We start from the raw sequence: 21029 nt of genomic DNA on the forward strand, positions 1-21029 counted from the left end.
CAGCGCCAAAACCAGCCAAACCATGCAACTTTACGGTAAACTCGTTTCCCGGCAGGTTTCTACTCCTCCTCGCTTTCCGATGCCCCCGCCACCTCGTCGAACATCGCTTCGCACTCCGCCGCCGAACTGTTCAGCAAAACCGCGACCTTGTCAATAATCCCACGATCTTTGGTCGCCCGCCAGATACGGCCCAACAACCCAAGCGCAATCGCCAGGTTGTGCTGATCCTCAAACTCGACAAACAACTCCGCCGCCTCCAGCGCATAAGCTTTCGCTTCTTTCCACTGCTGCTGATCTTCGGCCAATCTGCCCAACTGGTGCAACGTAAGCGCCTGATCTAAGCGAGCATTATACTCGACAGATAACGCCAATGCATCTTTGTAATATTGCCTAGCCTCTTCATACTTCTTCTGTTCTTGAGCTACCAATCCCAATTGATGAAGCGGAGCCGCCTGTTCAAATCGCGTATTATACTCGATCATGATCGCAAGTGTTGCTTTGAAGTAACGCTCTGCCTCGGCATACTTCCGCTGATGCTGAGCCACAATGCCCAAATGGTGCAGCGCACCTGCTTGCCAAAATCTGTCATTGTACTCGATATAAATTCCCAGCGCCTCCTTGTAGTAACGCTCAGTCTCATCATACTTCCGCTGTTTCTGAACCACGGCACCAAGAGCGTGCAGCGTCTTCGCCTGCTCATACCGAGCGTTGTACTCGATCTTGATCGCAAGCGCCTCCTTGTAGTACCGTTCCGCCTCTTCATATTTCTGCTGAACCTGAGCCACCAAGCCCAACTGGTGCAGAATCGTTGCTCTTTGCTTCCCTTTATGTTCAGGCGACTGAATCATCATCCCATCCCAAAGTTCCAACGCCTTCGAGTATGCCTCTTCCGCCTCCTGAAACTGCTGCAACAGATAGAACTTTTTCCCAATACTGTCACAGAGCACACCGACAAACTCATAACCAGTCTGGCCTTGGATCAGCTCTTTCGGCCAGCGTTCAAAGGCTTGCATGACCTGCCTGCCAAGTTCAAGCCCTTGCGGGTGCTGCCGGGTTTTGTCGAGAAAATCAGAAAGCGGCTTAAGTACCGATAAAATAGACCGCTGCTGCCTCAGCGCGATCTGCAAAGCTGTGTAGAAATTTTCGTACTCCACGCCGATCAGCGCAAATCCAGCCTGCTGTTGACCGGCCTCTTTTGAATCCGTGAGTTCTCCTACAAATCTCCCGATCCCTTCGTAATGCTCACGAAATGCGGTTTCAATCGCCTCTTTGCGCTCCGCCTGAGCCGGTTCATTGAGTCGCGCCTTCAGGAAAAAGGGAAACACCGGCTGCAAGCTGAGGTAGCCATTTTCAGCAAGCCAATCATCCTCATGCGGCTTGAGCAATCCCATCTTCTCCGCCTCTTTCAGCACCTCATCCCACTTGTCGCACGGCAACCCGGCAAGCACAGGCTGGGCAAGCAGTCGCTCGCTGTACTGTTCAAGCCAATTCTTGTTCACCACGCCCTTGAACGGAGCAAGTGTAAGCAATAGCTGCTGGGCGGGTTCGGAGAGGTTGCTGTGGGAGTAGTCGATGCATTTGATGATGCTGTCGGTCTTTCCGGCGGTTGCCGACTGGTTGTCGAGATCGATGTCGGCGGCTTCGAGGCGAAGGAGCACCTCCGCGGGCGTCGAGCGGGCGAGGTTCGAGAGAACCACCTCCATCGCCAGCGGGTAGCCGCCAAGCAGCTTCATGAGCCGCTTGAAGTCGTCGCGGTGCTCCGGCTGACCGGGCCAGTTCGGCGCGCCAATGTCGCGGAGAATCTTGTCGGCAAGCTGGCTGCCTGACTCGCCGTCCAGGCCGGGCAGGTCGTAGATTCGATGCCCGTTGAGCGGCATCGGGTGCAGCCACGCTTCATCGCCGCGCGAGCCGAGCAGCATCAGCGTTCTGCCGACCTGCAACTCGTGCAGGAACCCTTTCAGCTCCAGCCGCTCCGCCTCGTTCAGCGTGTTGGGAATCGAAAGCCGCTCGCCGGTGATCGACTCCATGTTGTCGAGCATCAGCAAATGGCGAGTGTGTTTGAGGGCGCGGACGACCTCGGCGCGGTCATCCTGCATCCGCCCGCTCTGCGGCAAGCCGAGCTGCTCGCCGATATTATGGACGATCTCCGGCAAGCGCCACGCCTTGAGGTCGTAGCCGAAGTAAAAAACCTGCTCGACGAAGCGGGTTTTCTGCCACCACCAGCCGAGGTGATGCAACAGCGTGCTCTTGCCCGCGCCGCCCATCCCCTGCACGAGCAAGAGGTTGCCGCGCAAGAGCAGGCGGCGCTCGATTTCAAGCACGTCGAGGTCGCGTCCGAAAAATCCATACAGCGGCTTGGGATGCGAGTAGCGCGGCGTGGATGGCGCGGCTCCCGGCGCGGCGGCGGTAAACCGGAACCGAGGCGGAGCGTTCTGGTAGATCACCGGCAGCATCCAGTCTTCGAGATCGATCTCCTTGTTGTACGCCGCGCGGCGAGCTTTGTCGCGATGCAGCTCCAGACGGGCCGCGCGAATCGCGCTCGACGGTTCGCGCCCCGCGAGCAGCTCTTCGTAAAAACGGGTCATGAAGATTCGCGCCGCCGACACCGTGACCGAATAGCCCATCGCGATGACGAGCTGCGCCCCCGACGCCAGGAGGCGGCTGCCGAGGCTGGTTTCGGTCGCGGTGTTGCCAAGCTGCTTGCCCGACTGGCAGGCGTTCAGGGCGACAATCGGAATCTGGTGGATGCGCAACTGATCGGCGATGTTCTCCGCGCTCACCAGAAAGCCGCCGTTGCCGTCGCGCGAATCGTCGTTCTCGAACATCAGAAACGCCTGCTCGCCGTCGTACGGCTCGACTTCGCTGGCTCCATAACCCTTGAAAAGATGCGCGGATGAGGCCGCCGCTTTGCTCGCAACCAGTTGATACTCGTCTCAGCTCAGCACCGCGCCGTGCAGGTCGAGGTGCAGCATGTGGTAGTAGCCGCCGCCGTGGTCGAGCTGCGCTTTTTCGAGATGCTTCAGGAGCTCTTCGAAGGTGCCGGGGCGAACGATGTCGATGGTTGCTCGCAGCTTGCCGGTTTCGAGCGCGTCGATAAGCGGGCGCGAGATGGTGCGGTAGCCAACGTCGCGGCTGCCCGATGGCCGCGCGGTGACGAGCAGCACGCGCAGCTCCGGCACTTCGGGAAGCGTCGCGGAATTGGTGACGGCCTTCCGATTCTTGCGCACCACCGGCTGGCCAACCGCCAGCGGATGCGGCAGGTTCGGATCCTTGAGCGTCTCCCAGTGCAGCGCATGAAACTCCGGCGAACCGATGACCTGCAACAACACGCCGCCATCGCGCATCGCCGACTGATACGCCGCATACACATCGGGATCGCTCCGAAACACCTGCCTGAAAAGCGCTTCGCCATACACCCGGATGAAATCAGCAGCTCCTTGCGCCCGCGCCTTGTCGGTAAAAGGAAAGTTCAGCCACTCCTCGAAGTACCACTCAAGCTCGCGCTCCTGCTCCGGTTTCGCCGGATTGGCGACGGTCAGCGGCGGATAATCCGCGCCATATTCACCAAAGCGCACGGTTGCCTTGAAATTCTCGCCCTCGCGGGAGCGCTCTTTGATGAAAACCTGAATAGCCATGCTGTGAAATGGTTGGGGTTAAGGCTCTTGCTGTTCGATGCTTTTGCGGATGATGAACAGCGGCTCGCCGTCGGGCGTGGTGATGGTCGTTACCTCGACCACGGGCGGCTGCTTGCCGGAAAACTTCTGCTTGAGATAGTCACTGATGAAGGTCGCAATCACCGTCGCCGGAATGCTTGCCGCCGCCGACAGCAAAATCACCGTCATCTCCGTCATCGGAAACGACGAGACGGAAACGGGCTGGAGGCTGGCTACGGCTTGTCCGGCATAATCACAGTCATTCCATGCCGAGGCAAGCTCGGCGGCGGCGAGATCAAGCGAGGGATCGAAAGCAAGACGATAGTCCATAGCAATCAAGGGTTGAAGTGCAATTTCTTCGAAGTTAACCGATCACTACGGAATTTTCCGCGCGACGATCACAGAAAAGGGGGTGAGAAGCGGAAAATATTTTCCGTTAAATCCCCTTGAAAATATTTCTAAACTCTTTCAAAAATATGTAGATACCGTGGCGCTGAATGTTGGCGCTTTTGTTCACGACTGAATTTGCAAAGAGATGAAAGCATTGGTGCTGACCGGCAGGGAACGGTTCGAGCTGGCGGAGCGGGAGTTGGCGGTTCCGGGTGAGCATGAGGTAGCCGTGCGGGTTGCGGCGGCGGCGATTTGCCGCACCGATGCGAAAATGTGGCGGTCAGGCCATCGCGATCTGGTGATGCCGAGAGTGCTCGGCCACGAGGTGTGCGGCACTATTGATGAGGCTCCGGGACGGCTCTTCGCGGTGTGGCCGGGAAGCGCTTGCGGGTCGTGCAGCGCCTGCCGGAGCGGGCGGGAGAATCTCTGCCCGGAGATGCGGATCACCGGCTTCCACCGCGATGGCGGCTTCGCCGAGCGGCTGATCGCGCCGCGTTCGAGCCTCGTCGAAGTGCCGAAAGGGGTCGGCGCGACGCTCGCCGCCCTCGCCGAACCGCTCGCCTGCGCGATCCACGGCATAAAGCAGAGCTGCGCCCGCCGCGCCGACCGGGTGCTGATTTACGGCGCTGGCACGCTCGGCATCCTGCTCGCCGTGGCGGCGATCAACCGTGGCGCGAGCGTGACGATGAGCGATCCCGACGAAGCGAAGCTCGCAAGAAGCGCCGGGTTTCGAAGCCGCTACGCCATCGACGCCACAACGCCCGACTCGCGCGACAGATTCGACATCGTCTTCAACGCGACCTCGTCCGCAGAAACCCTTGAATCGGGCATCCGTCATCTCGCGCCGGGCGGCAGGTTCTGCCTCTTCAGCGGCCTCGGCAGCGTACCGGAGAGTCCCACCACAATCTTCAGCGAGTTGCACTACCGGGAACTCGAACTGGTCGGCTCCTACGGCTGCACCCGCCAGGACATGCGCGACGCCCTGAGCCTCTTCGCCCGCTACGGCCACGACCTCGGCTTCCTCCTCGAACGCACGATCCGCCTCGACGAAGCGCCCGCAGTCATGGAAACGGTGCTCGCAGGAACAGGCTTCAGGCAAGTGATCGTTGAAAGTTGAAATTCTTTTGCGTTTTGTAGGGTCGGTTTGCGAACCGCCCCTACGAAGAACGGTCAACTATAATCTTTATTTACTCATCTCTTCATCCTGCAAGTCCCAATTGTCCCATGCGTCCCAACAGTCCCAATCTCGAAAACCAAAAACCCGCCAACACGACCAACCAATGCCACACGAACAGGCACTTCGCGCTTTCGGCAGACTGATTTCGTCCATCGCTTCGGGCCACGTCATGAGCCGTGAGGAGTCGTACGAGGCTTACCGGCAAGTCATTCTCAACATCCAGCCGGAGCTTCAGCAGGGAGCGTTTCTGGCGGCGCACCTGATGCGCAAGCCAACAACCGGGGAGCTTTCGGGCGCGTGGGACGCGCTCGACCGGCACGATACGGCGAAGATCGACATCGATCTCGACGGGCCGGTGTGCGACATTGTCGGCACGGGGTCGGACAGGCTCAAGACGCTGAACTGCTCCAGCCCGGCGGCGTTGATCGCGGCTGCCTGCGGCCTGCCTGTCGCGAAGAAAGGTGCGCGGCTCGTAACCGGCGTGTCGGGCGCTTCGGACATTTTCGAGTCGATGGGCATCGACCTCGACCATCCGCTGGAACGCGCCGCGCTGAGCTTGCAAAACACCGGCATCTGCTACCTGCCCGGCGAGGCTTTCCTGAAGTCGGGCTGGGCGAGGCTGATCGGCTCCATGCGCTTCACCTCGGCCTTCAACATCCTCGGCCCGCTCACCCGCCCCTGCGCTCAGAACAACTGCGCGGTTATCGGCGCGTACGCCCCCGAAGTCTCGATGCAGATGATCGACATTCTCGCCGAAATCGGCATGTCCGCCGCCCTTTCGCCCTACGGTCTGGCGGATGGCTTCGACCAGTCGCTCGGCATGGACGAGTTCTCGCTTTGCGGCCCGACAAAGGTGGTCGAACTGCGTAGCGGAACCATCTCGGCCTACGAGGTGACGCCGGAAGATTTCGGACTGAAAACCGTGCCGTTCGATGCGATCGCAAGCATGAAGAGCGCCGGAGAAAATGCCGCCGTGGTCACGGAAGTCTTGCAAAGCAAGCGCGGCGGCGCAGCGGCGGAGTTCTTCTGCATGAACGCCGCCGCAGCCCTCTACATCTCCGGAATGGCCGCCAGCTACCGCGAAGGCGCACAGATGGCGCGGGAAGCCCTCGAAACGGGCGCGGCCTGGGAGAAGTTCGAAGCGATGCGCGAGTATCAGGGAATCGGCGCTGTCACGGAATGCCTCTGACCATTCCGCGCTGAAACCGGAGAGACGCGAAAACCGGGCGAGATGGGTGAACAATCTGACCTCTCCCGCCCGGCGCTTTCGACGCTTGTCTTCGCCGATAACGACAAGCAGCATGAGGCGAATAAAAAGGTAACGGCTTTAAAATAGCGCTCCGGAAACGTATATTTTTTCATTCACGACGCTTCGATAACCGAAGCGGGCTTGTCTGGCCGTTGCCGCGTAATCGCGACTTTACGTTCTGGCAAATTATTTCCCGTTTTGGGATTGCCTTGTGTTTCCCGTTTGTCATCAACCTCAAACATCCCCTTCATGGAAACCAGCAAACTGCTCATCATCAGCACCATCGGGCCCGAAAATCCCGAAAAGGCTTCGCTTCCTTTCGTGCTCGCCACGGCTTCGCAAGCCCTCGATATCGAGGTCACCATGTTTCTCCAGTCCTCGGCGGTCATTCTTGCCCGACAGGGAGAAGCGGAAAAGGTCAACGCGCCAGGGTTTCAGCCGCTCAAGGAGATGCTCGACACTTTCCTCGAAATGGGCGGCAAGCTCTACCTCTGCTCACCCTGCCTCGCCCAGCGAAACATCGGCCATGAGGAACTTATCGAAAAAGCGCAAATCGGCGCGGCCGGAACGCTTGTCGTGTCGGTGATGGGCGCATCGCAGGTGGTGACGTACTGAGGTGAACTCACAATAAACGCGCAATAGGTCGTACAGGACTTATACGACCTATTGGCGAGATTTGGGGAAAAAAATCACGCCTGCTTGAGATTCATCGTCGGCTTTTTGAAGAGCGCGAAAAGCAGCCATTGGTGGGCGAAGAGCATCAGCTCGGAGTCGTCGCTCCTGATTATTTCGAGACGCTCCTCTTCGATGTCGAAAACGTCGAGGAAGCGGCTCTCGAAGACGAAATCCCGGAAGGCGTCGAGGTCGTAGCTCGCCATGAAGAACATCTTGAGGCTCTTTTCGTCGGGTTCGAGTTCCGGGCTGTAGAGCTTCTTGTTGAGAATCACCTCCATCCAGACGCGATTCTTGTCGTCATATTCGTCAATTCCCTGGTTTTTGCGCCACTCGCCCACCGTCCATTCGCGTTGTTCGCCGAATCCCTTGCAGTGCTCCTCCTTGATAAGGAAATAGAAATCGTCTCCGGCCTCTTCGTTTTTGTAGATGCCAAAGCCAAGCGGATAGTAGCGGCACGCCGCCGGACGGTCGCCATAGACCGTGCACCCCTCGGCGGCGACGAACCGGCACTTGCCTTCCTCGCCGAGCTTGAGCTTCAGGAAGGGCAACTTCGACTCTTTCTGGATCACCGGCTCGGTGTACGCCGAAATGAATTCGGCGGACGAAAGGCCGAGGCGGTTTTTCATCCGCAGAATATCGTAGGGGGTGAGCACGATATCCAGATTGCTGCAACAGGTGTTGAAGCATGAAAGGCCGCTGTGGCAGTTGAAGCTGAACTTGCTGTCGCCGGTGAGGCGGGTCTCTGCGTTGAGTTCTATGCCGAGTTTTTCGAGAATGTTCTCCATCGTCTTGCTTGTTTGTTCTACCGCCCGCCCCGTCCGGAAACAGGGAAAAACAGCGGAATGTTCGTGATAAACTGTTGCAGAAACTCTCCGGATGGGTTATCATGACTGGATTCCGGGACAGGAGCAGAACGCTCCCGCTTCTTCGGAAAGCCCTCCAGGGTCGATGAACTTACCCAAATTTAGATTCAATCAGAAATAGCATGAAGATAACGGAAGCTCCCGAGTGCCCCCATTGCGGCGCGAAAATGAAAAAATGCGAACCGCCTCCGATCAACTATGGGGATGGTTTGGGCTGGTGTACTCCTTACATGTACATCTGCTTCAACGACGAGTGCAAACTCTACGTGAACGGCTGGGCCAACCTGAAAAACAACTACAACAAGACTGCCTCCTACCGCTGCATGTGCTATCCAGACAACGGCGTGTTCGACGCGATGTGCGTCTTCAGCCCCGACGGCATGACAGGCCAGATCATCGAAGAGTAAGCCCGCCGCCAGACAAAGCCTTCAAACAAACGGGGTCGCCTCTTCAACATGGCGACCCCTTTGCATTTCAACCTTCCTTCGCGCGGAAAAACCGCCTCGACGCTCATTACATTTCGACGTCCCGCTTCAGCATCTTCGTGTAGGTAATCGCCGCCGTCCGGTAAACGAAGTGGGCGAGCTTCGAGTACGGCAGGTAAACGATGATGTAGAACACCAGCACGAGGTGGATGAAGTAGGTGCCATAGGCCAGCGCCGCCGGGAAGTTCGTCACGCGCATCACCTGTGCGAGGAAACCGCTCACGCCAACCATCAGCACGATACCGGCAAAGAGCCAGTCGAACGACGATGTGGTAGTCTCGACGCTCCGCTCTTTGAGGTGATTGGTGATCACCAGCACACCGCCAACCAGAAGCATGAGCGCGCTGGCGTTGGCGAACAGCTTGAAGACGATTTTGTAGGCCCAGGCCAAGGCTGCGGAACCTCCGAAAATCGCGAGCGAATGCTCGTCAACCGCGTAGGGCAGCTCCCAATGCAGGACGTACAGGTTGAACACCGCCCACCCGGTGGTGATCGCCAGGCCGATAAAGCCGTAGAAAACCAGCGCATGCGAGACCGAACGATCCTTGTTTTCGTCGCACTTCCTGAACTTCGAGTGCGTCATGATCTCCTTGAGCGTCTCAATGAGACTCGGCATGAACTCGGCTTTCGGCGTCATCCCTGAAGCCTCGGTCATGTTCTTCCAGAAGCGCGAAATACTGACGGCGAACATGCCGACGGCCAGCGCCGAAAGCGGTACGAAGACGCCGTCGATGATTTCAACCGGGAAAAACTTCGAGAAAACCACTTGACCCTCAGGGATGTGCAGGTGCCCGGTCACACCGAGAATGACGAGGAACAGCACGATCGGAATGAGCAGCGCCTGCCAGATGTTGTTCGGGTCGCCGACGAGTTTTCCCATGAACCTCGGGAAGGCGTTTTCCTGAATGACCGTTTTGCGCAAAATCGCGAGTACGTCGCCCGGCCTGGCGCCGCGCGGGCAGTATTTGGAGCAGTCGTTGCAGTTGTGGCAGAGCCAGATGTCGGAGCTTTTGAGCAGCTCGTCCTTCAGGCCCCATTGCGCCATGAGCATCTCCTTTCTCGGAAAGGGCTTGTCGTCAGGAGCCAACGGGCACACCACGGAGCAGGTCGCGCATTGATAGCACTTTTTCAATGTATCGGCACCGGCCTTTTGCAGCTCCCTGACGAACTTTACGTCCGGTGTAAATACAGTCTCTTGAGCCATAGAAAACCTCCAGAATTAACAGCGGTATGAACCGGGACAACAAGGACGCCGCTTGACTTCCGATCGCTCGGGAAGCGGCGTTGTCCTGTTGCCCGCAGTGGTTGATTTAGAATCCCTTGTACGGATTGTCACCTATATCTTCGATCTTCTTCGAGAACTCCGCGAGAATGCCCGGCAGCTTGTCCCACTCGTTGATGGCGAGTTGCACCTGCTCGACGCGCTCGGATTCGAGCATGAGCCTGTCGAGCGTCTCCTGAACCTTGCCGAGGCGTTCGTTGGCCATCTGGCTGCCCTTGACGTAGTGGCACTGGTAGTCGTCGCCATATTTGCAACCAAGCAAAAGAATGCCGTCGATGCCGCGAGAGAGGGCGTCGGCGATCCACACCAGATTCAGACCGCCCAGGCAGCGCAGCGGAATGAACCGGAAATTGGTGTTCATGGCGATCCGGTTCAGACCCACCATGTCGAAGGCCGGATAGGCGTCGTTTTCGCAGACAAAGCCCAGAACGAAGGTTCCCTCGTCGGGCACCTCGATAGACTTGATCATCGCGGAAATCATATCGACGCTGTAGTCCCTGAACGAGATGACCCGCTGCGGACAGGCGCCCATGCAAACGCCGCAACGGCGGCAGCGTGACGGGAAATCGAGCGGCGTACCGTCCGACTTTTCGTTGTACGCGCCAAACGGGCATTCGACAGTGCAGCGGCGGCACTGGGTACAGCTCTCGAAGCGGATTTCCGGATAGGTTCTGTCCCAAGTTCTCGGATGCACCGCGCGCCCCTGCGCCGTCAGCTCCATGCACTGGATCGCCTTGAGGGCCGCGCCGGTGGCGTCGGCGGTTGCCTGCACGGCATCCATCGGATGACGCACCGCGCCGGCGGAGTAGATACCCGTTCTGCGCGTTTCGTAGGGGAAACAGATGAAGTGAGAATCGGGAAAACCCCATTTGAGATGCGGCATTTCCGGACCCTGGCGATACTTGAGGTTCAGGATGAGGCTCTCCGGTTCAAGCGCTTCGAGCACACCGTCCGAGGTCTCTCTCTGGACCATTTTGCCAATATACTCCGGAGTCAGGTTGTTGACCGACATTTCATCAGGCACCATGCTCGACACCATGCCGGTAGCGAGCACGAGTATGTCGGCCTTGATTTTCATCTTCCTGCCGAGAAGCTGGTTATCGATCTCGACAACCAGGCTGCCGTCGGACTCCTCCTTGAGGCCAAGAATCTCGCCCTTGGTGAGGAAAATGCCCTCGTCGTCCTGGGCGCTCTTGTAGAAATTCTCGTACAGGCCGACGGTGCGCATATCCTTATAGACGATAAAGGCCCCGGCATCGGGATCCGATTCACGCACATATTTGGCCTGCTTGAGGGAAACGTTGCAGCAGACGGTCGAGCAGTAAGGCACATGATCCTTGTCACGCTGACCGGCGCACTGGAGGAAAACGACATTTTTTGCCGGTTTGCCATCGGACGGGCGCGTCACCTTGCCGCCGGTTTTCGCGACGTTCTGCTCGAATTCGAGGTTGGTCACGACGTTGCGATGCTTGCCGTAGCCGAGATGGCCGAGTTTACTGGCGTTATAGGGCTTCCAGCCAGCAGCGAGCACGATTGAGCCGGCATCGAAGGTTTCCTGCAAGCCGTTCCTGTCGATCGTCACCTTGTACTCACCAGGGCCGCCATCGATGGATGCGATGGTGGTGCCGGTGTGCACGGTAATGTTGCCATCCTTTTTGACCGCGTCGATCTTCACGCCGATGGTCGGCTGTTCGATCTCGGCGAACGGCGGTTTGGTCGGGAAAACGCGGTACATTTTTTTGGCCCAGCCGCCAAGCTCCTGCGCTTTTTCGACCAGCACCACCTTGTAGCCCGCCTGCGACGATTCGAGCGCCGCGGTCAGGCCGGTCACGCCGCCACCGACAACCAGCACGGTGCGGTTCACGTCGGCAAGCTTCGGTATCGGCACCTCGGATTTCTGCACCCTGGTGATGCCCATCCGCAGATAGTCGGCGGCCATCAACTGGGTGCCCTCCTTGTCCTCGCCTTTCGGGGCCGTCCAGACCACCTGCTCACGCAGGTTTACCCTTTCGGTGACGTAAGTCAGCGGGTCGAAATTGAACACCTCGTTGTTCACCCTCTGCGAACAGGCGGCGATGACGATCTTGTTGACCTCTCCGTTGTTGAGGTCATCCTTGATGATCTGCACACCTTCGTTACTGCACAGGTTGGGATGCTGTTTGCAGACAGGAACCTTGAACTCTTTTTTGGCCACCGCTTCAAGTTCATCCACATTCAATGCCTCCCCGATGCCGCAGTCGGTACAGAGATATACTCCTATTTTTTTCTCATCAGCCATGGTTTAACTCCTCACGAGACTTTGAATGCTTTTCAATGCCATGCCGGTCGCATCCTGAATGGATGTGGTTACATCGGACGGCCTCTTGGCCACGCCGGTCGAGTAGATTCCGGCAGCTGTTCCGCCGTTGATGAAGCCGTTCTCCTCGAAGCTCAGCATGGAGTTGGTCTTGACGCAAGGCTCCATGCCGGTGGCGAGCACGGCCATGTCGGCGCGCTCATGGGTTTTACCGCCGCCCTCGACATCCTCGAATTCGACAATGACGCCGCCGGTGGACTTGTCCTCCTCGATCTTGGCGACCTTGCCCTTGACCAGTTTGACATTCTGGTCGGCCTGCACCTTGTTGAGGAACTCTTCATACTTGCCGGGCGCGCGAAGATCTATATAGGCGACAACCACCTGTGAATCCTTGACCTTTTCACGCACGTAGGTGGCCTGCTTGAGCGAAGCCATGCAGCAGATCGACGAGCAGTAGTTGAGATGATTCTGGTCCCTCGATCCGGCGCACTGCACAAAGACCACCTTCTTGACCTCTTTGTTGTCCGAAGGTCTCAAGAGTTTGCCGCCCGTCGGGCCGTTTGGCGCGGCCAGGCGCTCCATCATCATGTTGGTGATGACGTTCTTGACGCGACCATAGCCGAGATTGTCCATCCTCGACGCATCGTAAGGATTCCAGCCGGTGGCATAGACGATGCTGCCGACCTTCATCTCGATGGTCTGCGGCTTCATGTTCATATCTATGGCGTTGTATTTACACGCCTTGACGCACTTGTCGCAGGAGTTGTCCTTGCAGGCGTTTCTGTCTATGACATATCTCATGGGATAGGACATCACATGCGGAAGATAGGCCGCCTTGGTCTTGTCCATCCCGAAATTGAATTCGTTTGACCGTTCCGCAGGGCAGGCCTCCGCGCAGGCGTTGCAGGCCGTGCACTTTTCGTTCACGAACCTCGGGCTGACCTTGAGCCTGACGCTGTAATTTCCTTCCTGACCGCTCACCGACTCGACTTCAGTCATGGTGTAAACGGTGATTTTCGGATTGGGTTTGATGCGTCTGAAGTTCATCTCCAGACCGCAGTACGGGGGACACAGTTTGGGGAAATACTTGTTGAGCTGCGCAGCCCTCCCGCCAAGGTAGGGGTTCTTCTCGACAAGCACGGTATTGTAACCAACCTCCGCAGCCTCGACTGCCGTGGTGATTCCGCTGATGCCGCCGCCAACAATTAAAATGGTTTCAACTGACATGATTTTCCTCTGCGGATAAACTCTCAAAAATCAACACTCCTGAAAAACAGGTAACAAACCAGTGTTTACTTACGAAATCCAGGCGCCAATAAAGCAATCCCCGAGGTTCGACCTCGGGGATATGCCTGAACGATAAACCGGTTAGTCCGGAATAACCTGAACGTAGTCCCTCTTGGAGAGAGTCCACTCTTTGCTGTCCCTGTCATACTTCGAGATGGTGAAGCACTTCCAGTTCTCGTCATCGACGTAGAAGTGGTCGGCCCTGAAGTAGTAACCGGGGTAGCGGCTGTCTTCCCTGAAGAGAATGTGACGTGCATGGGCTTCGCCAGCCATCAGACGATGGTAGTTCTCCCAGGCGCGCATCAGCTCGTGCAGATCCTCGGCGGCCATCTTCTCGGCGTCCTCCTTGAGGAGCGACAGATGCTCGAGACCTTTTTCGAGCATGGTCTTGCTGGTGGTGTACCAGGTGGCGACACCGGCGACATACTCGTCCATGATCTTCTGGAGACGGGCCTGGAACATTTTCGGCCTGATGTAGTTCGGATTGACAAGCGGATCGGTGCTGTAATCCTTGTTCTTGGCGAAGGTCTCCATCGGAGCGTAGATCTCGGCGATCACTTCGTCAACGTCGCGGCCCAGTTCCGGCTTGTAGTCAGCATGGTCGAGGCAATAGGCGGTCATGTTCTTGCCGGCGATACGGCCTTCGGCGTGTGAACCGGAAGAGAACTTGTGACCCGAAGCGCCAACGCCGTCACCCGCGGTGAACAGACCATCGACGGTGGTCATCCTGTTGTAGCCCCAGCTCCATTCCGCCGGGATGCCTGCGATGTCGCCAGGGCCGCTGACCCAGATACCGGCGCAACCGGCGTGCGAGCCAAGCAGGTACGGCTCGGTCGGCATAAGCTCGGAAGGAGTCTTCTCCGGCTCGATGTTGTTACCGGCCCAGACAACAGCCTGACCGATGCACATGTCGAGGAAGTCTTCCCATGCCTCGGCTTCGAGGTGCTTGATCTGCTTGGGAGTCATGGTCTCGGCAAGCGCGGCCATCGCTTCGTGAGTCCTCATGAGGATCGGGCCTTTGCCGGCCTTCATGTCGATCATCATCATGTGGTTTCTCATGGCGGTGGTCAGCTTGTGCGGATCTTCGGCGTACTTGCCGAAATCCTTGTTGGCTGCCGCCAAGTTGGTTGCGCAGTAGTCCTCGCCAAGCGAGTTGGTTGCCTTGCACTTGAAGAACAGGAACCATGCGCCGACCGGGCCGTAGCCGTCCTTGAAGCGGGCGGGCACGAAACGGTTCTCCATGAGCACCAGTTCGCAACCGGCCTGGGCGGCAAGCGCGTAGGTGGTGCCGGCGTTCCAGATCGGGTACCATGCGCGGCCCTGACCTTCAGCGGTCGAGCGCGGACGATAGACGTTCACGGCGCCGCCGCAGGCGAGCAGCATGGTTTTGGCGGTGAAGACGTAAGCTTTGTGCTCACGGACGCTGAAGCCGATCGCGCCAGCGACCTTGCTCGGATCGTTCTTGTCGTGGATGAGTTCGCTGATGAAGACGCGCTCGAACAGGTTCTGCTCGACGCCGGTCTCCTTGCGGTTGTATTCGAGGGCTTTCTTGGCGGCCTCGGCGACGATGACCTTGTAGGATTCGCCGTTGATCATGATCTGCCACCTGCCGGAACGAACGGGCTTGCCACCTTCGGCGAGCTTCGGAGCCGGTTTCGAACCATCCATGGTCGAACCGTCTTCGTCGCGCTTCCATACCGGAAGACCCCACTCTTCGAAAAGATGAACCGAGTTGTCAACGTGACGGCCAAGGTCATAGACGAGGTCCTCACGGATGATGCCCATGAGGTCAGTTCTTACGTATTTTACGTAATCAGCCGGATCGTTCTCGCCGCAATAGGTATTGATAGCGGAAAGACCCATGGCGACAGCACCGCTTCTGTCAGCGGCAGCCTTGTCAACCATTGTGATCTTCAGACCTTTCGGGGTAGCCCACTTGGCCGCTTCGTACGCCGCGCCGCAGCAAGCCATGCCACCGCCGATCAGCAGAATATCCGTATCCACATAAACAACTTCGGGCTTCTTGCTAAACTTGAATTCGTTTTTTTCAACTCCCATGGATAATGCCTCCTTGAGTGATTTTTTTGCTTAGATGGTTGGATATTCAGTCATGTTGAAGAAGCCTGGCTTCTTGAGGTTCGCGTAATCGTGCTCAGGCTTGCCCGAATAGAGATCGATGGAGCCTTCGGAGGTGGTTCTGATCGGGAACTTGTAGCGCTTCAGAATACCGTTCCTGAACTTGATGGTCCACATGATGGCGTCGGTGCCCCTCAGCGGGATGACGTTGCCGCCCAGCGGCACGAAATCGGCGTATCCCCTGACCTCGATAGCCTGCTGCGGGCAGATCTTCACGCAGTTGTAGCACTCCCAGCACTGGTCGGGCTCCTGGTTCCAGGCCTTCATCCTTTCGACATCCAACTTCATCAGGTCGTTCGGACAGATGTACATACATGCTGTCCGTTCCTGCCCTTTGCAGCCGTCACATTTTTCTTTAATGACGAAACTTGGCATAATTTGTCCTCCTTTAACCGAAAATTTGCAGGCTGTGCCCGCGATTTACGAAGCCATTGGATATAAGTGAGATAAAAAAAACAGGGCATCCCGGTTTCCCGGAAAACCGTCATTTCCCGATCGCGTGGGAATGCATCTTGATGTCAACCTTCTCGGTAAGACCGGCATAGTAGCGCCTCAGAATCTCAAGCACCTCGGGACGGCTGAAGTGCTCGGGCACCTCTTCGCCTTCGGAGAGCATCTTTCTGAGCGCCGTTCCGCTCAGATTGAGTCTGTCGGCCGGTTCATGCGGGCAGGTTTTCATCGACGCCATGGCGTCACATTTGTAGCAGTAGAAGGTCCAGTCGATCTTCAGCGGCTTGGTTTCGAGCGCGTCGGCTGGAATCTGGTCGAAGATATGGTGTGCGTCGAAGGGGCCATAGTAGTCGCCGACGCCTGCGTGGTCGCGTCCGACGATCAGGTGACTGCACCCGAAGTTCTGGCGGAAAAGCGCATGGAGCAACGCCTCCCTCGGACCGGCATAGCGCATGTCGAGCGGATAGCCCGCCTGGATGGTGGTGCCCTTGACGAAGTAGTTTTCGGTCAGGACGTTGATGCAATCGCGCCTGACGTCTGCGGGAATATCGCCCGGTTTGAGTTTGCCGAGAAGCTGGTGGATGAGGACGCCATCGCAGATTTCGACGGCGATCTTGACGAGGTATTCGTGGGAGCGGTGCATGGGGTTGCGGGTCTGGAAGGCGGCAACCGTGCTCCAGCCGTTATCCTCGAACATTTTCCGGGTCTCTGCCGGAGTCATGTAGATGCCCTCGAACTCGGTCGGGAACGAACCTTCGCTGAAGACCTTGACCGGACCTGCGAGGTTGACGTCGCCCTGGCTCATGACCATCAATACACCGGGGTGAGCCGGATCGTCGGTCTTGAACACTTCACGGCACTCGTGAGCCTTGTCGATGGAGTATTTCTCCTCGATCTTCATGCTGCCCATCAGTTCGCCGGATTCGTCATCGACGAGCGCCACCTCTTCGCCGATGGCGATAGAATCGGCCTCATCCTTCGAGGTCGAAAGGGTGATCGGAATCGGCCAGAAGGTGCCGTCAGCCATCGTGCACGTTTCGACGCTTCCTTTCCAGTCTGCATGGCCCATGAAGCCGGTGAGCGGAGTAAAGCCTCCGATACCGAGCATGATGAGGTCGCCTGTCTCTCTCGAAGAGAGTCTGACCTGCTTCATGGATTTGGCTCGCTCTTTTTCGCTGACCAGTTCGTCACCGGTCAACAGAAGCGGCTTTAAAACCTTTTCCTTGCCATGTGGATTGACTAACGCCATGAGACTCCTTTTTAATGTGAGTTATTGAGGATCATGCAAGTGAATGTCGTCGGGCGGCTGAAGCTTTGCCTGAAGAGGCGGCGAAAAAGAAAATTCATGTTATTGAATCCCGATGGATTTACCAAACTCCGCAGCTAAAAAACGGCAGCCTGCATGAACATTCCGGTAGAGGGGCGCTTCCGGTTGTTGAGTATGTAATTATGCAAAATAATTTCCATAACCGGAAGCGCCTCTTTCCTTTCCAGCCATTTTTCGAGCTCAGATGAAAAGCGAAATGTTGGCGTCCGCCGCATATTCGAGGAACGATGCCGCGCCGCCGTAATCGACGCCTTCGATGAATTCAGACTTGTCGAATCCGAACACATCCATCGTCATCTGGCAGGCGATGAACCGGACGCCCGCCTCGATGCACATCTCGCGAAGCTGTTCAATGGTCGCCACGCCCTTTTTCTTGAAGGTCTCCTTCATCAGGCTGGTGGCCATTGTGTCGAATCCCGGCATGTTGCCTGAAATGAGATTCGGAATAGACCAGTTGATCGCCTGGAAATCCTTGCTGCCGAACGGCATCTTCATCGGCATGGCCGGATTGCCGACCGGCGTGACTTTGGCTTCGATCTCTTTTTTCAGCAGCGGAAGGCCGTAGAAGGTGAAAAAAACGACCGCTTCCATATCCATCGCGGCAGCCGTGGAGGCGAGGATGAAGGGAGGATAGGCCCAGTCCAGCGTCCCTTTGGACGCGATGATCGCAATTTTTTTGGTATCTGACATAAGACTGATTGATCGTTTTGAGATTCAGGTAAACGGAACGACATCGACAAGTTTTTCTCTGCCCGGATCAGTGCCCGCCGGAGATGATACCGGTAGCGGCAAAAATCAGTACCAGAAGCTGCACAAAAGAAATGACCGTATAAATCACATTCTTTTCCTTCAGAAACGCGAACCCTGCCGCCACAAGGCAAAACATGGTGACGGCCCCAAGGTAGAGGATGGAGATGTAGCTCAGCGCATCGCCTTTACCGAAGTCACTCAAGGCGTTCCATCCGAAAGGAGCATGGATATTCTGGTGGAATTCGGATGCTCGCAGGTGCCAGTTTTCCGACACCTGTTCTATCGGCACGGAAAGCGGCAGGAGTTGAAAGATATAAACGACGTAACCGAGAATCACGAACACGATGCTCAGTGTTGTCGCTTTTGAGAGAATCGCCGCATAAGCGAGCTGCACCTTGTCCGCGTGTACTGTTTCCTGTTTCATATTTTTTTCAGTTCCAAATTCCAAGTCCTTTGAGGAGCGCGCGCAGACCGGCAACTCCAAGAAGCGTGATGACCACCCTTCTGACCACGTTGGTATGTACTTTCGTCAGGAGCTTTGCGCCGATTTTCGTACCGAGCATCATGCCCGCCACCGATGGCACGGCGATGAGCGGCAAGACCGCCCCTTTGTGCAGATAGACCCAGGCCGCCGCCGTATCGTTGACCGAGAGCACGAAGACGCTGGTCGCGACGGAGACTCTCAGGGGAGCGCCAAGGACGAGATTGAACACCGGAACGTTCGCCCAGCCGGCGCCCAGCCCGAACATGCCCGCCATGAAACCGATCACGATGAAGAGCACCAGGCCAACAGGCGTCCGGTGTATCTGCCAGTTCACATCTTTTTTCAGATGCTCGTCGTAATAAATGCCATAGATCTGAAGAACCTGCGAAAGTGAATCGGGCTTCTCGATCTGAGGATAAGCTGAATTTTTTGAAAGAAACATGATGACCGTAATGCCAAGTATGGTCAGGCCCAGAGAGAGCTGAATGACATTTTCAGGCAAAGCGAGTCCCACCAGCGCTCCCGCTATGGAACTGATGGAGCCGATCAGCGACATGGAAAGAGCCAGTTTGAGGTTGGCAAGACCTTTTCTCAGAAGCGGAGCGCCAGCGGACAGTGCTCCGGCAAGCGCGACCAGCAGGCCGGTTCCTCTGACGAAATCGATATGAAAGGGAAAAAAGCTGCTGACAATCGGCACATAAAGCACTCCGCCGCCAACACCGGCGATGACGGCAACGATACCGAGCAAAAAGGTAAAAACAAACAGACCGAGCACCCACACCCACCATGCCGTGTCAGCGACCATTGCGGTTTCGGCAGCACAGGCAATCTCCGGCATTATCATGAACAACATGAGCAGAACACTTGGAACAATCCAGTCTCTGATGTTTTTCAAAACCATAGCAACAGGTTTGTATTTGTTGGTAAAAAGATCGCCAGACCGACCTTCCCGTGCGAAAATGACTTGAATTACAGGCAGGGATGAAGTAAAATCATTTAATATATGATTTATCCTGCAATAATCCCCCTCAAGGCAGGGAAATACGTTTGGGAAATCATTGAAAAGAACGCATTCCGAAACGAACACCACAGGTACTTTCGCCATGTGCCGTATAAGTTCAGCGCCGAAACCGCACTTGCACATCGCGCCACTTTAATGCCGGTTTGCCGACAGAAATAATATTCCGTCGGCGAACCGGTAAAACAGCGACATTCCGAAAAAATTACAGCCAGCTGCTGACCTGGTGCTCTTCGACCAGATCGACGAAACCGGCATAATCAACCGTCTTCACCCCCTCGGCGATAGCGGAAATACCGCGGGCGTCGAGATCGGGCTTGAGGGCATAGACCGGATTGTTTTTCTTCAGGACGGACTGTATCAGCGCCCCGAACCGGTTGCCTGCCTGCACGGCATAGACGCCATCCTCGATGAAGAGCACGGGGTCGCCCGGCTGGAGAAACCGGACACAGGTGGTGAAGGTGTTGTTCTCGAACGGAGATTTATTGATGGTATGCAACATGATGTGAGTTACCGTTTCAGTGTTCTTTGCTCGTTATTCAGCCCCGGAAATCGCGGGCCGGATCAATGGTGAATGACGACATCCTGTTCGTTCATCAGGCGTCCGATCTCCGAGGCGTCCATCACCTCGACATCGACCACCAGGTCATCTTCGGTCAAACCGCGCTCTTCGAGCGACTGCCTGTCCACATAGAGTTTTTCCACATCATAACCATCGAGAGCCATGAAGGTTTTGGAGAAACCCTTGATGCCGATTCCGGCAGTGTCCTGATCCTTTTTGAGCGCATAAATGCCGTCTCCGATGAAGGCAACGGAGAGATCCTGCTCGTAGGCCGCCATGATGAGGATCATTTCGAGTCCTTCATAGGTGTAGATCGAACCATGCGGCGCACGGCGCATCACGTGCATGATCTTCTTGATATCCTGTTCTTCACTCATGTTCAGTCTCCGAAGGTTAAAAGTCTGTCATTGCGGATAGCGATGTCGGTGAGCGTGCCGAGGCCGGTGATTTCACCGCCTTCGATCATCACCTCGTCGTTGATGCCGCGGCGCTTCGAGGCCGCGATGCAGGCGAGCACTTCGACGCCGTGCTTCAGGCTCAGCTCCGTCCAGCGGGCGGCGATATTGCGGTCGTCCTGGGGCGGATCGCCAAGTCTGGTCGCGTTGATGACGCCGTCATTGTACAGGAAAATGGCATCGACCTTATGACCTTTGGCTATGGCCGCCTCGGCGAACTTGAACGCCGTGTCAGCCGCCTGATGGTTGTAAGGTCCCTCCTTGAGCAGAATTCCTATGTTCATCGTCGGTTCTTTCTTGAGAGGTTAAAGAAAATCTGAATATACGATTATGCGCTGATTCAGCACCTCGTCCGCCGTTGCGATGAATCTTTCAGGCAACGGCGGACGGAATTTCGCCAACCGGCTTACAGTCCGTCGCCCATGCCCATCTGGATGTAGCCGCAGGGGCAGACCAGGGAGCAGAGGTGGCAGCCGACGCATTTCGAGTA

General features: G+C 56.7%; 21 protein-coding genes. 5 read left to right on the forward strand and 16 right to left on the reverse strand.

Features of this window, described 5'->3' with window-relative positions:
* Positions 1-59: 59 nt before the first annotated feature.
* Genes FGF66_RS04750 through FGF66_RS04760 form a run of 3 tightly spaced genes read right to left on the reverse strand, consistent with a single transcriptional unit; the run spans position 60 to position 3983 of the window.
* Positions 60-2921: a CHAT domain-containing tetratricopeptide repeat protein gene (locus FGF66_RS04750; protein ID WP_342779638.1), complete on the reverse strand. Its 2862-nt coding sequence runs from the start codon at positions 2919-2921 to the stop codon at positions 60-62.
* A 12-nt stretch (positions 2922-2933) separates the two neighbouring features.
* On the reverse strand, positions 2934-3635 hold the full coding sequence (locus FGF66_RS04755; RefSeq protein WP_139456545.1) for a hypothetical protein: 702 nt from the start codon (positions 3633-3635) through the stop codon (positions 2934-2936).
* 18 nt (positions 3636-3653) lie between these two features.
* Positions 3654-3983 carry a hypothetical protein gene (locus FGF66_RS04760; protein ID WP_139456546.1) on the reverse strand — a complete coding sequence of 110 codons (330 nt, stop codon included), beginning with the start codon at positions 3981-3983 and terminating at the stop codon, positions 3654-3656.
* 205 nt (positions 3984-4188) lie between these two features.
* Between FGF66_RS04760 and FGF66_RS04765 the strand changes: the two genes are divergently transcribed.
* The 3 genes from FGF66_RS04765 (at position 4189) to FGF66_RS04775 (ending at position 7084) form a co-directional block, all read left to right on the forward strand.
* The gene (locus FGF66_RS04765; protein WP_139456547.1) at positions 4189-5160 is read left to right on the forward strand and encodes a zinc-dependent alcohol dehydrogenase; all 972 of its coding nucleotides are present in this window, start codon (positions 4189-4191) and stop codon (positions 5158-5160) included.
* Between the two features lie 163 nt (positions 5161-5323).
* Complete coding sequence (gene trpD, locus FGF66_RS04770; protein WP_139456548.1) at positions 5324-6409, forward strand: anthranilate phosphoribosyltransferase; 1086 nt, start codon at positions 5324-5326, stop codon at positions 6407-6409.
* A 309-nt stretch (positions 6410-6718) separates the two neighbouring features.
* Complete coding sequence (locus tag FGF66_RS04775; protein ID WP_139456549.1) at positions 6719-7084, forward strand: DsrE family protein; 366 nt, start codon at positions 6719-6721, stop codon at positions 7082-7084.
* Between the two features lie 74 nt (positions 7085-7158).
* On the opposite strand, the gene FGF66_RS04780 is transcribed toward FGF66_RS04775, so the two are convergent.
* Positions 7159-7929, reverse strand: coding sequence for a YkgJ family cysteine cluster protein (locus FGF66_RS04780; RefSeq protein ID WP_139456550.1), 771 nt, complete (start codon positions 7927-7929; stop codon positions 7159-7161).
* Positions 7930-8129: 200 nt separating this feature from the next.
* Here FGF66_RS04780 and FGF66_RS04790 point away from each other — a divergent pair, with 200 nt between their 5' ends.
* Positions 8130-8414 carry a hypothetical protein gene (locus FGF66_RS04790; RefSeq protein WP_170181216.1) on the forward strand — a complete coding sequence of 95 codons (285 nt, stop codon included), beginning with the start codon at positions 8130-8132 and terminating at the stop codon, positions 8412-8414.
* A gap of 106 nt (positions 8415-8520) precedes the next feature.
* Here the strand turns inward: FGF66_RS04790 and qmoC are convergent, their stop codons facing one another.
* The 6 genes from qmoC to sat form a co-directional block, all read right to left on the reverse strand.
* Positions 8521-9696: a quinone-interacting membrane-bound oxidoreductase complex subunit QmoC gene (qmoC, locus tag FGF66_RS04795; protein ID WP_139456552.1), complete on the reverse strand. Its 1176-nt coding sequence runs from the start codon at positions 9694-9696 to the stop codon at positions 8521-8523.
* A 106-nt stretch (positions 9697-9802) separates the two neighbouring features.
* Positions 9803-12052 (reverse strand): FAD-dependent oxidoreductase, encoded by a 2250-nt coding sequence (locus FGF66_RS04800; RefSeq protein ID WP_139456553.1) that lies wholly within the window; start codon positions 12050-12052, stop codon positions 9803-9805.
* 3 nt (positions 12053-12055) lie between these two features.
* Positions 12056-13297 (reverse strand): CoB--CoM heterodisulfide reductase iron-sulfur subunit A family protein, encoded by a 1242-nt coding sequence (locus FGF66_RS04805; RefSeq protein ID WP_139456554.1) that lies wholly within the window; start codon positions 13295-13297, stop codon positions 12056-12058.
* A 141-nt stretch (positions 13298-13438) separates the two neighbouring features.
* Complete coding sequence (gene aprA, locus FGF66_RS04810; RefSeq protein WP_139456555.1) at positions 13439-15415, reverse strand: adenylyl-sulfate reductase subunit alpha; 1977 nt, start codon at positions 15413-15415, stop codon at positions 13439-13441.
* 30 nt (positions 15416-15445) lie between these two features.
* Complete coding sequence (gene aprB, locus FGF66_RS04815) at positions 15446-15868, reverse strand: adenylyl-sulfate reductase subunit beta (RefSeq protein WP_129051136.1); 423 nt, start codon at positions 15866-15868, stop codon at positions 15446-15448.
* A 109-nt stretch (positions 15869-15977) separates the two neighbouring features.
* Positions 15978-17192, reverse strand: coding sequence for a sulfate adenylyltransferase (gene sat / locus FGF66_RS04825; RefSeq protein WP_139456556.1), 1215 nt, complete (start codon positions 17190-17192; stop codon positions 15978-15980).
* Positions 17193-17257: 65 nt separating this feature from the next.
* On the opposite strand from sat, the gene FGF66_RS12615 reads away from it, so the two are divergent.
* On the forward strand, positions 17258-17458 hold the full coding sequence (locus tag FGF66_RS12615; protein WP_170181217.1) for a hypothetical protein: 201 nt from the start codon (positions 17258-17260) through the stop codon (positions 17456-17458).
* Here FGF66_RS12615 and dsrE2 read toward each other — a convergent pair.
* The 6 genes from dsrE2 to tusD all read right to left on the reverse strand — a co-directional run bounded on the left by dsrE2 (position 17451) and on the right by tusD (position 20823).
* Positions 17451-17960, reverse strand: a complete 510-nt coding sequence (gene dsrE2, locus FGF66_RS04830) for a sulfur carrier protein DsrE2 (RefSeq protein WP_139456557.1) — start codon at positions 17958-17960, stop codon at positions 17451-17453. The genes FGF66_RS12615 and dsrE2 overlap by 8 nt on opposite strands.
* 67 nt (positions 17961-18027) lie before the next feature.
* Positions 18028-18444 carry a DUF1634 domain-containing protein gene (locus FGF66_RS04835; RefSeq protein WP_139456558.1) on the reverse strand — a complete coding sequence of 139 codons (417 nt, stop codon included), beginning with the start codon at positions 18442-18444 and terminating at the stop codon, positions 18028-18030.
* A 7-nt stretch (positions 18445-18451) separates the two neighbouring features.
* Positions 18452-19405 carry a sulfite exporter TauE/SafE family protein gene (locus FGF66_RS04840; RefSeq protein WP_139456559.1) on the reverse strand — a complete coding sequence of 318 codons (954 nt, stop codon included), beginning with the start codon at positions 19403-19405 and terminating at the stop codon, positions 18452-18454.
* 322 nt (positions 19406-19727) lie between these two features.
* Entirely contained in the window at positions 19728-20024 is a 297-nt protein-coding gene (tusB, locus tag FGF66_RS04845; RefSeq protein WP_139456560.1) for a sulfurtransferase complex subunit TusB, read from the reverse strand.
* A 62-nt stretch (positions 20025-20086) separates the two neighbouring features.
* Complete coding sequence (gene tusC, locus FGF66_RS04850; protein WP_139456561.1) at positions 20087-20461, reverse strand: sulfurtransferase complex subunit TusC; 375 nt, start codon at positions 20459-20461, stop codon at positions 20087-20089.
* A 2-nt stretch (positions 20462-20463) separates the two neighbouring features.
* Positions 20464-20823, reverse strand: a complete 360-nt coding sequence (gene tusD, locus FGF66_RS04855; protein ID WP_129051129.1) for a sulfurtransferase complex subunit TusD — start codon at positions 20821-20823, stop codon at positions 20464-20466.
* Between the last annotated feature and the right edge of the window lie 206 nt (positions 20824-21029).

It is taken from the genome of Chlorobaculum thiosulfatiphilum, assembly GCF_006265165.1.
GTDB classification, from domain to species: domain Bacteria; phylum Bacteroidota; class Chlorobiia; order Chlorobiales; family Chlorobiaceae; genus Chlorobaculum; species Chlorobaculum thiosulfatiphilum.

Coding starts and splice junctions, on each gene's coding strand:
- FGF66_RS04755 (WP_139456545.1), bottom strand. CDS start 3,635: ATGGCTATTCAGGTTTTCATCAAAGAGCGCTCCCGCGAGGGCGAGAAT.
- FGF66_RS04760 (WP_139456546.1), bottom strand. CDS start 3,983: ATGGACTATCGTCTTGCTTTCGATCCCTCGCTTGATCTCGCCGCCGCC.
- FGF66_RS04765 (WP_139456547.1), top strand. CDS start 4,189: ATGAAAGCATTGGTGCTGACCGGCAGGGAACGGTTCGAGCTGGCGGAG.
- trpD (WP_139456548.1), top strand. CDS start 5,324: ATGCCACACGAACAGGCACTTCGCGCTTTCGGCAGACTGATTTCGTCC.
- FGF66_RS04775 (WP_139456549.1), top strand. CDS start 6,719: ATGGAAACCAGCAAACTGCTCATCATCAGCACCATCGGGCCCGAAAAT.
- FGF66_RS04780 (WP_139456550.1), bottom strand. CDS start 7,929: ATGGAGAACATTCTCGAAAAACTCGGCATAGAACTCAACGCAGAGACC.
- FGF66_RS04790 (WP_170181216.1), top strand. CDS start 8,130: ATGAAGATAACGGAAGCTCCCGAGTGCCCCCATTGCGGCGCGAAAATG.
- qmoC (WP_139456552.1), bottom strand. CDS start 9,696: ATGGCTCAAGAGACTGTATTTACACCGGACGTAAAGTTCGTCAGGGAG.
- FGF66_RS04800 (WP_139456553.1), bottom strand. CDS start 12,052: ATGGCTGATGAGAAAAAAATAGGAGTATATCTCTGTACCGACTGCGGC.
- FGF66_RS04805 (WP_139456554.1), bottom strand. CDS start 13,297: ATGTCAGTTGAAACCATTTTAATTGTTGGCGGCGGCATCAGCGGAATC.
- aprA (WP_139456555.1), bottom strand. CDS start 15,415: ATGGGAGTTGAAAAAAACGAATTCAAGTTTAGCAAGAAGCCCGAAGTT.
- aprB (WP_129051136.1), bottom strand. CDS start 15,868: ATGCCAAGTTTCGTCATTAAAGAAAAATGTGACGGCTGCAAAGGGCAG.
- sat (WP_139456556.1), bottom strand. CDS start 17,192: ATGGCGTTAGTCAATCCACATGGCAAGGAAAAGGTTTTAAAGCCGCTT.
- dsrE2 (WP_139456557.1), bottom strand. CDS start 17,960: ATGTCAGATACCAAAAAAATTGCGATCATCGCGTCCAAAGGGACGCTG.
- FGF66_RS04835 (WP_139456558.1), bottom strand. CDS start 18,444: ATGAAACAGGAAACAGTACACGCGGACAAGGTGCAGCTCGCTTATGCG.
- FGF66_RS04840 (WP_139456559.1), bottom strand. CDS start 19,405: ATGGTTTTGAAAAACATCAGAGACTGGATTGTTCCAAGTGTTCTGCTC.
- tusB (WP_139456560.1), bottom strand. CDS start 20,024: ATGTTGCATACCATCAATAAATCTCCGTTCGAGAACAACACCTTCACC.
- tusC (WP_139456561.1), bottom strand. CDS start 20,461: ATGAGTGAAGAACAGGATATCAAGAAGATCATGCACGTGATGCGCCGT.
- tusD (WP_129051129.1), bottom strand. CDS start 20,823: ATGAACATAGGAATTCTGCTCAAGGAGGGACCTTACAACCATCAGGCG.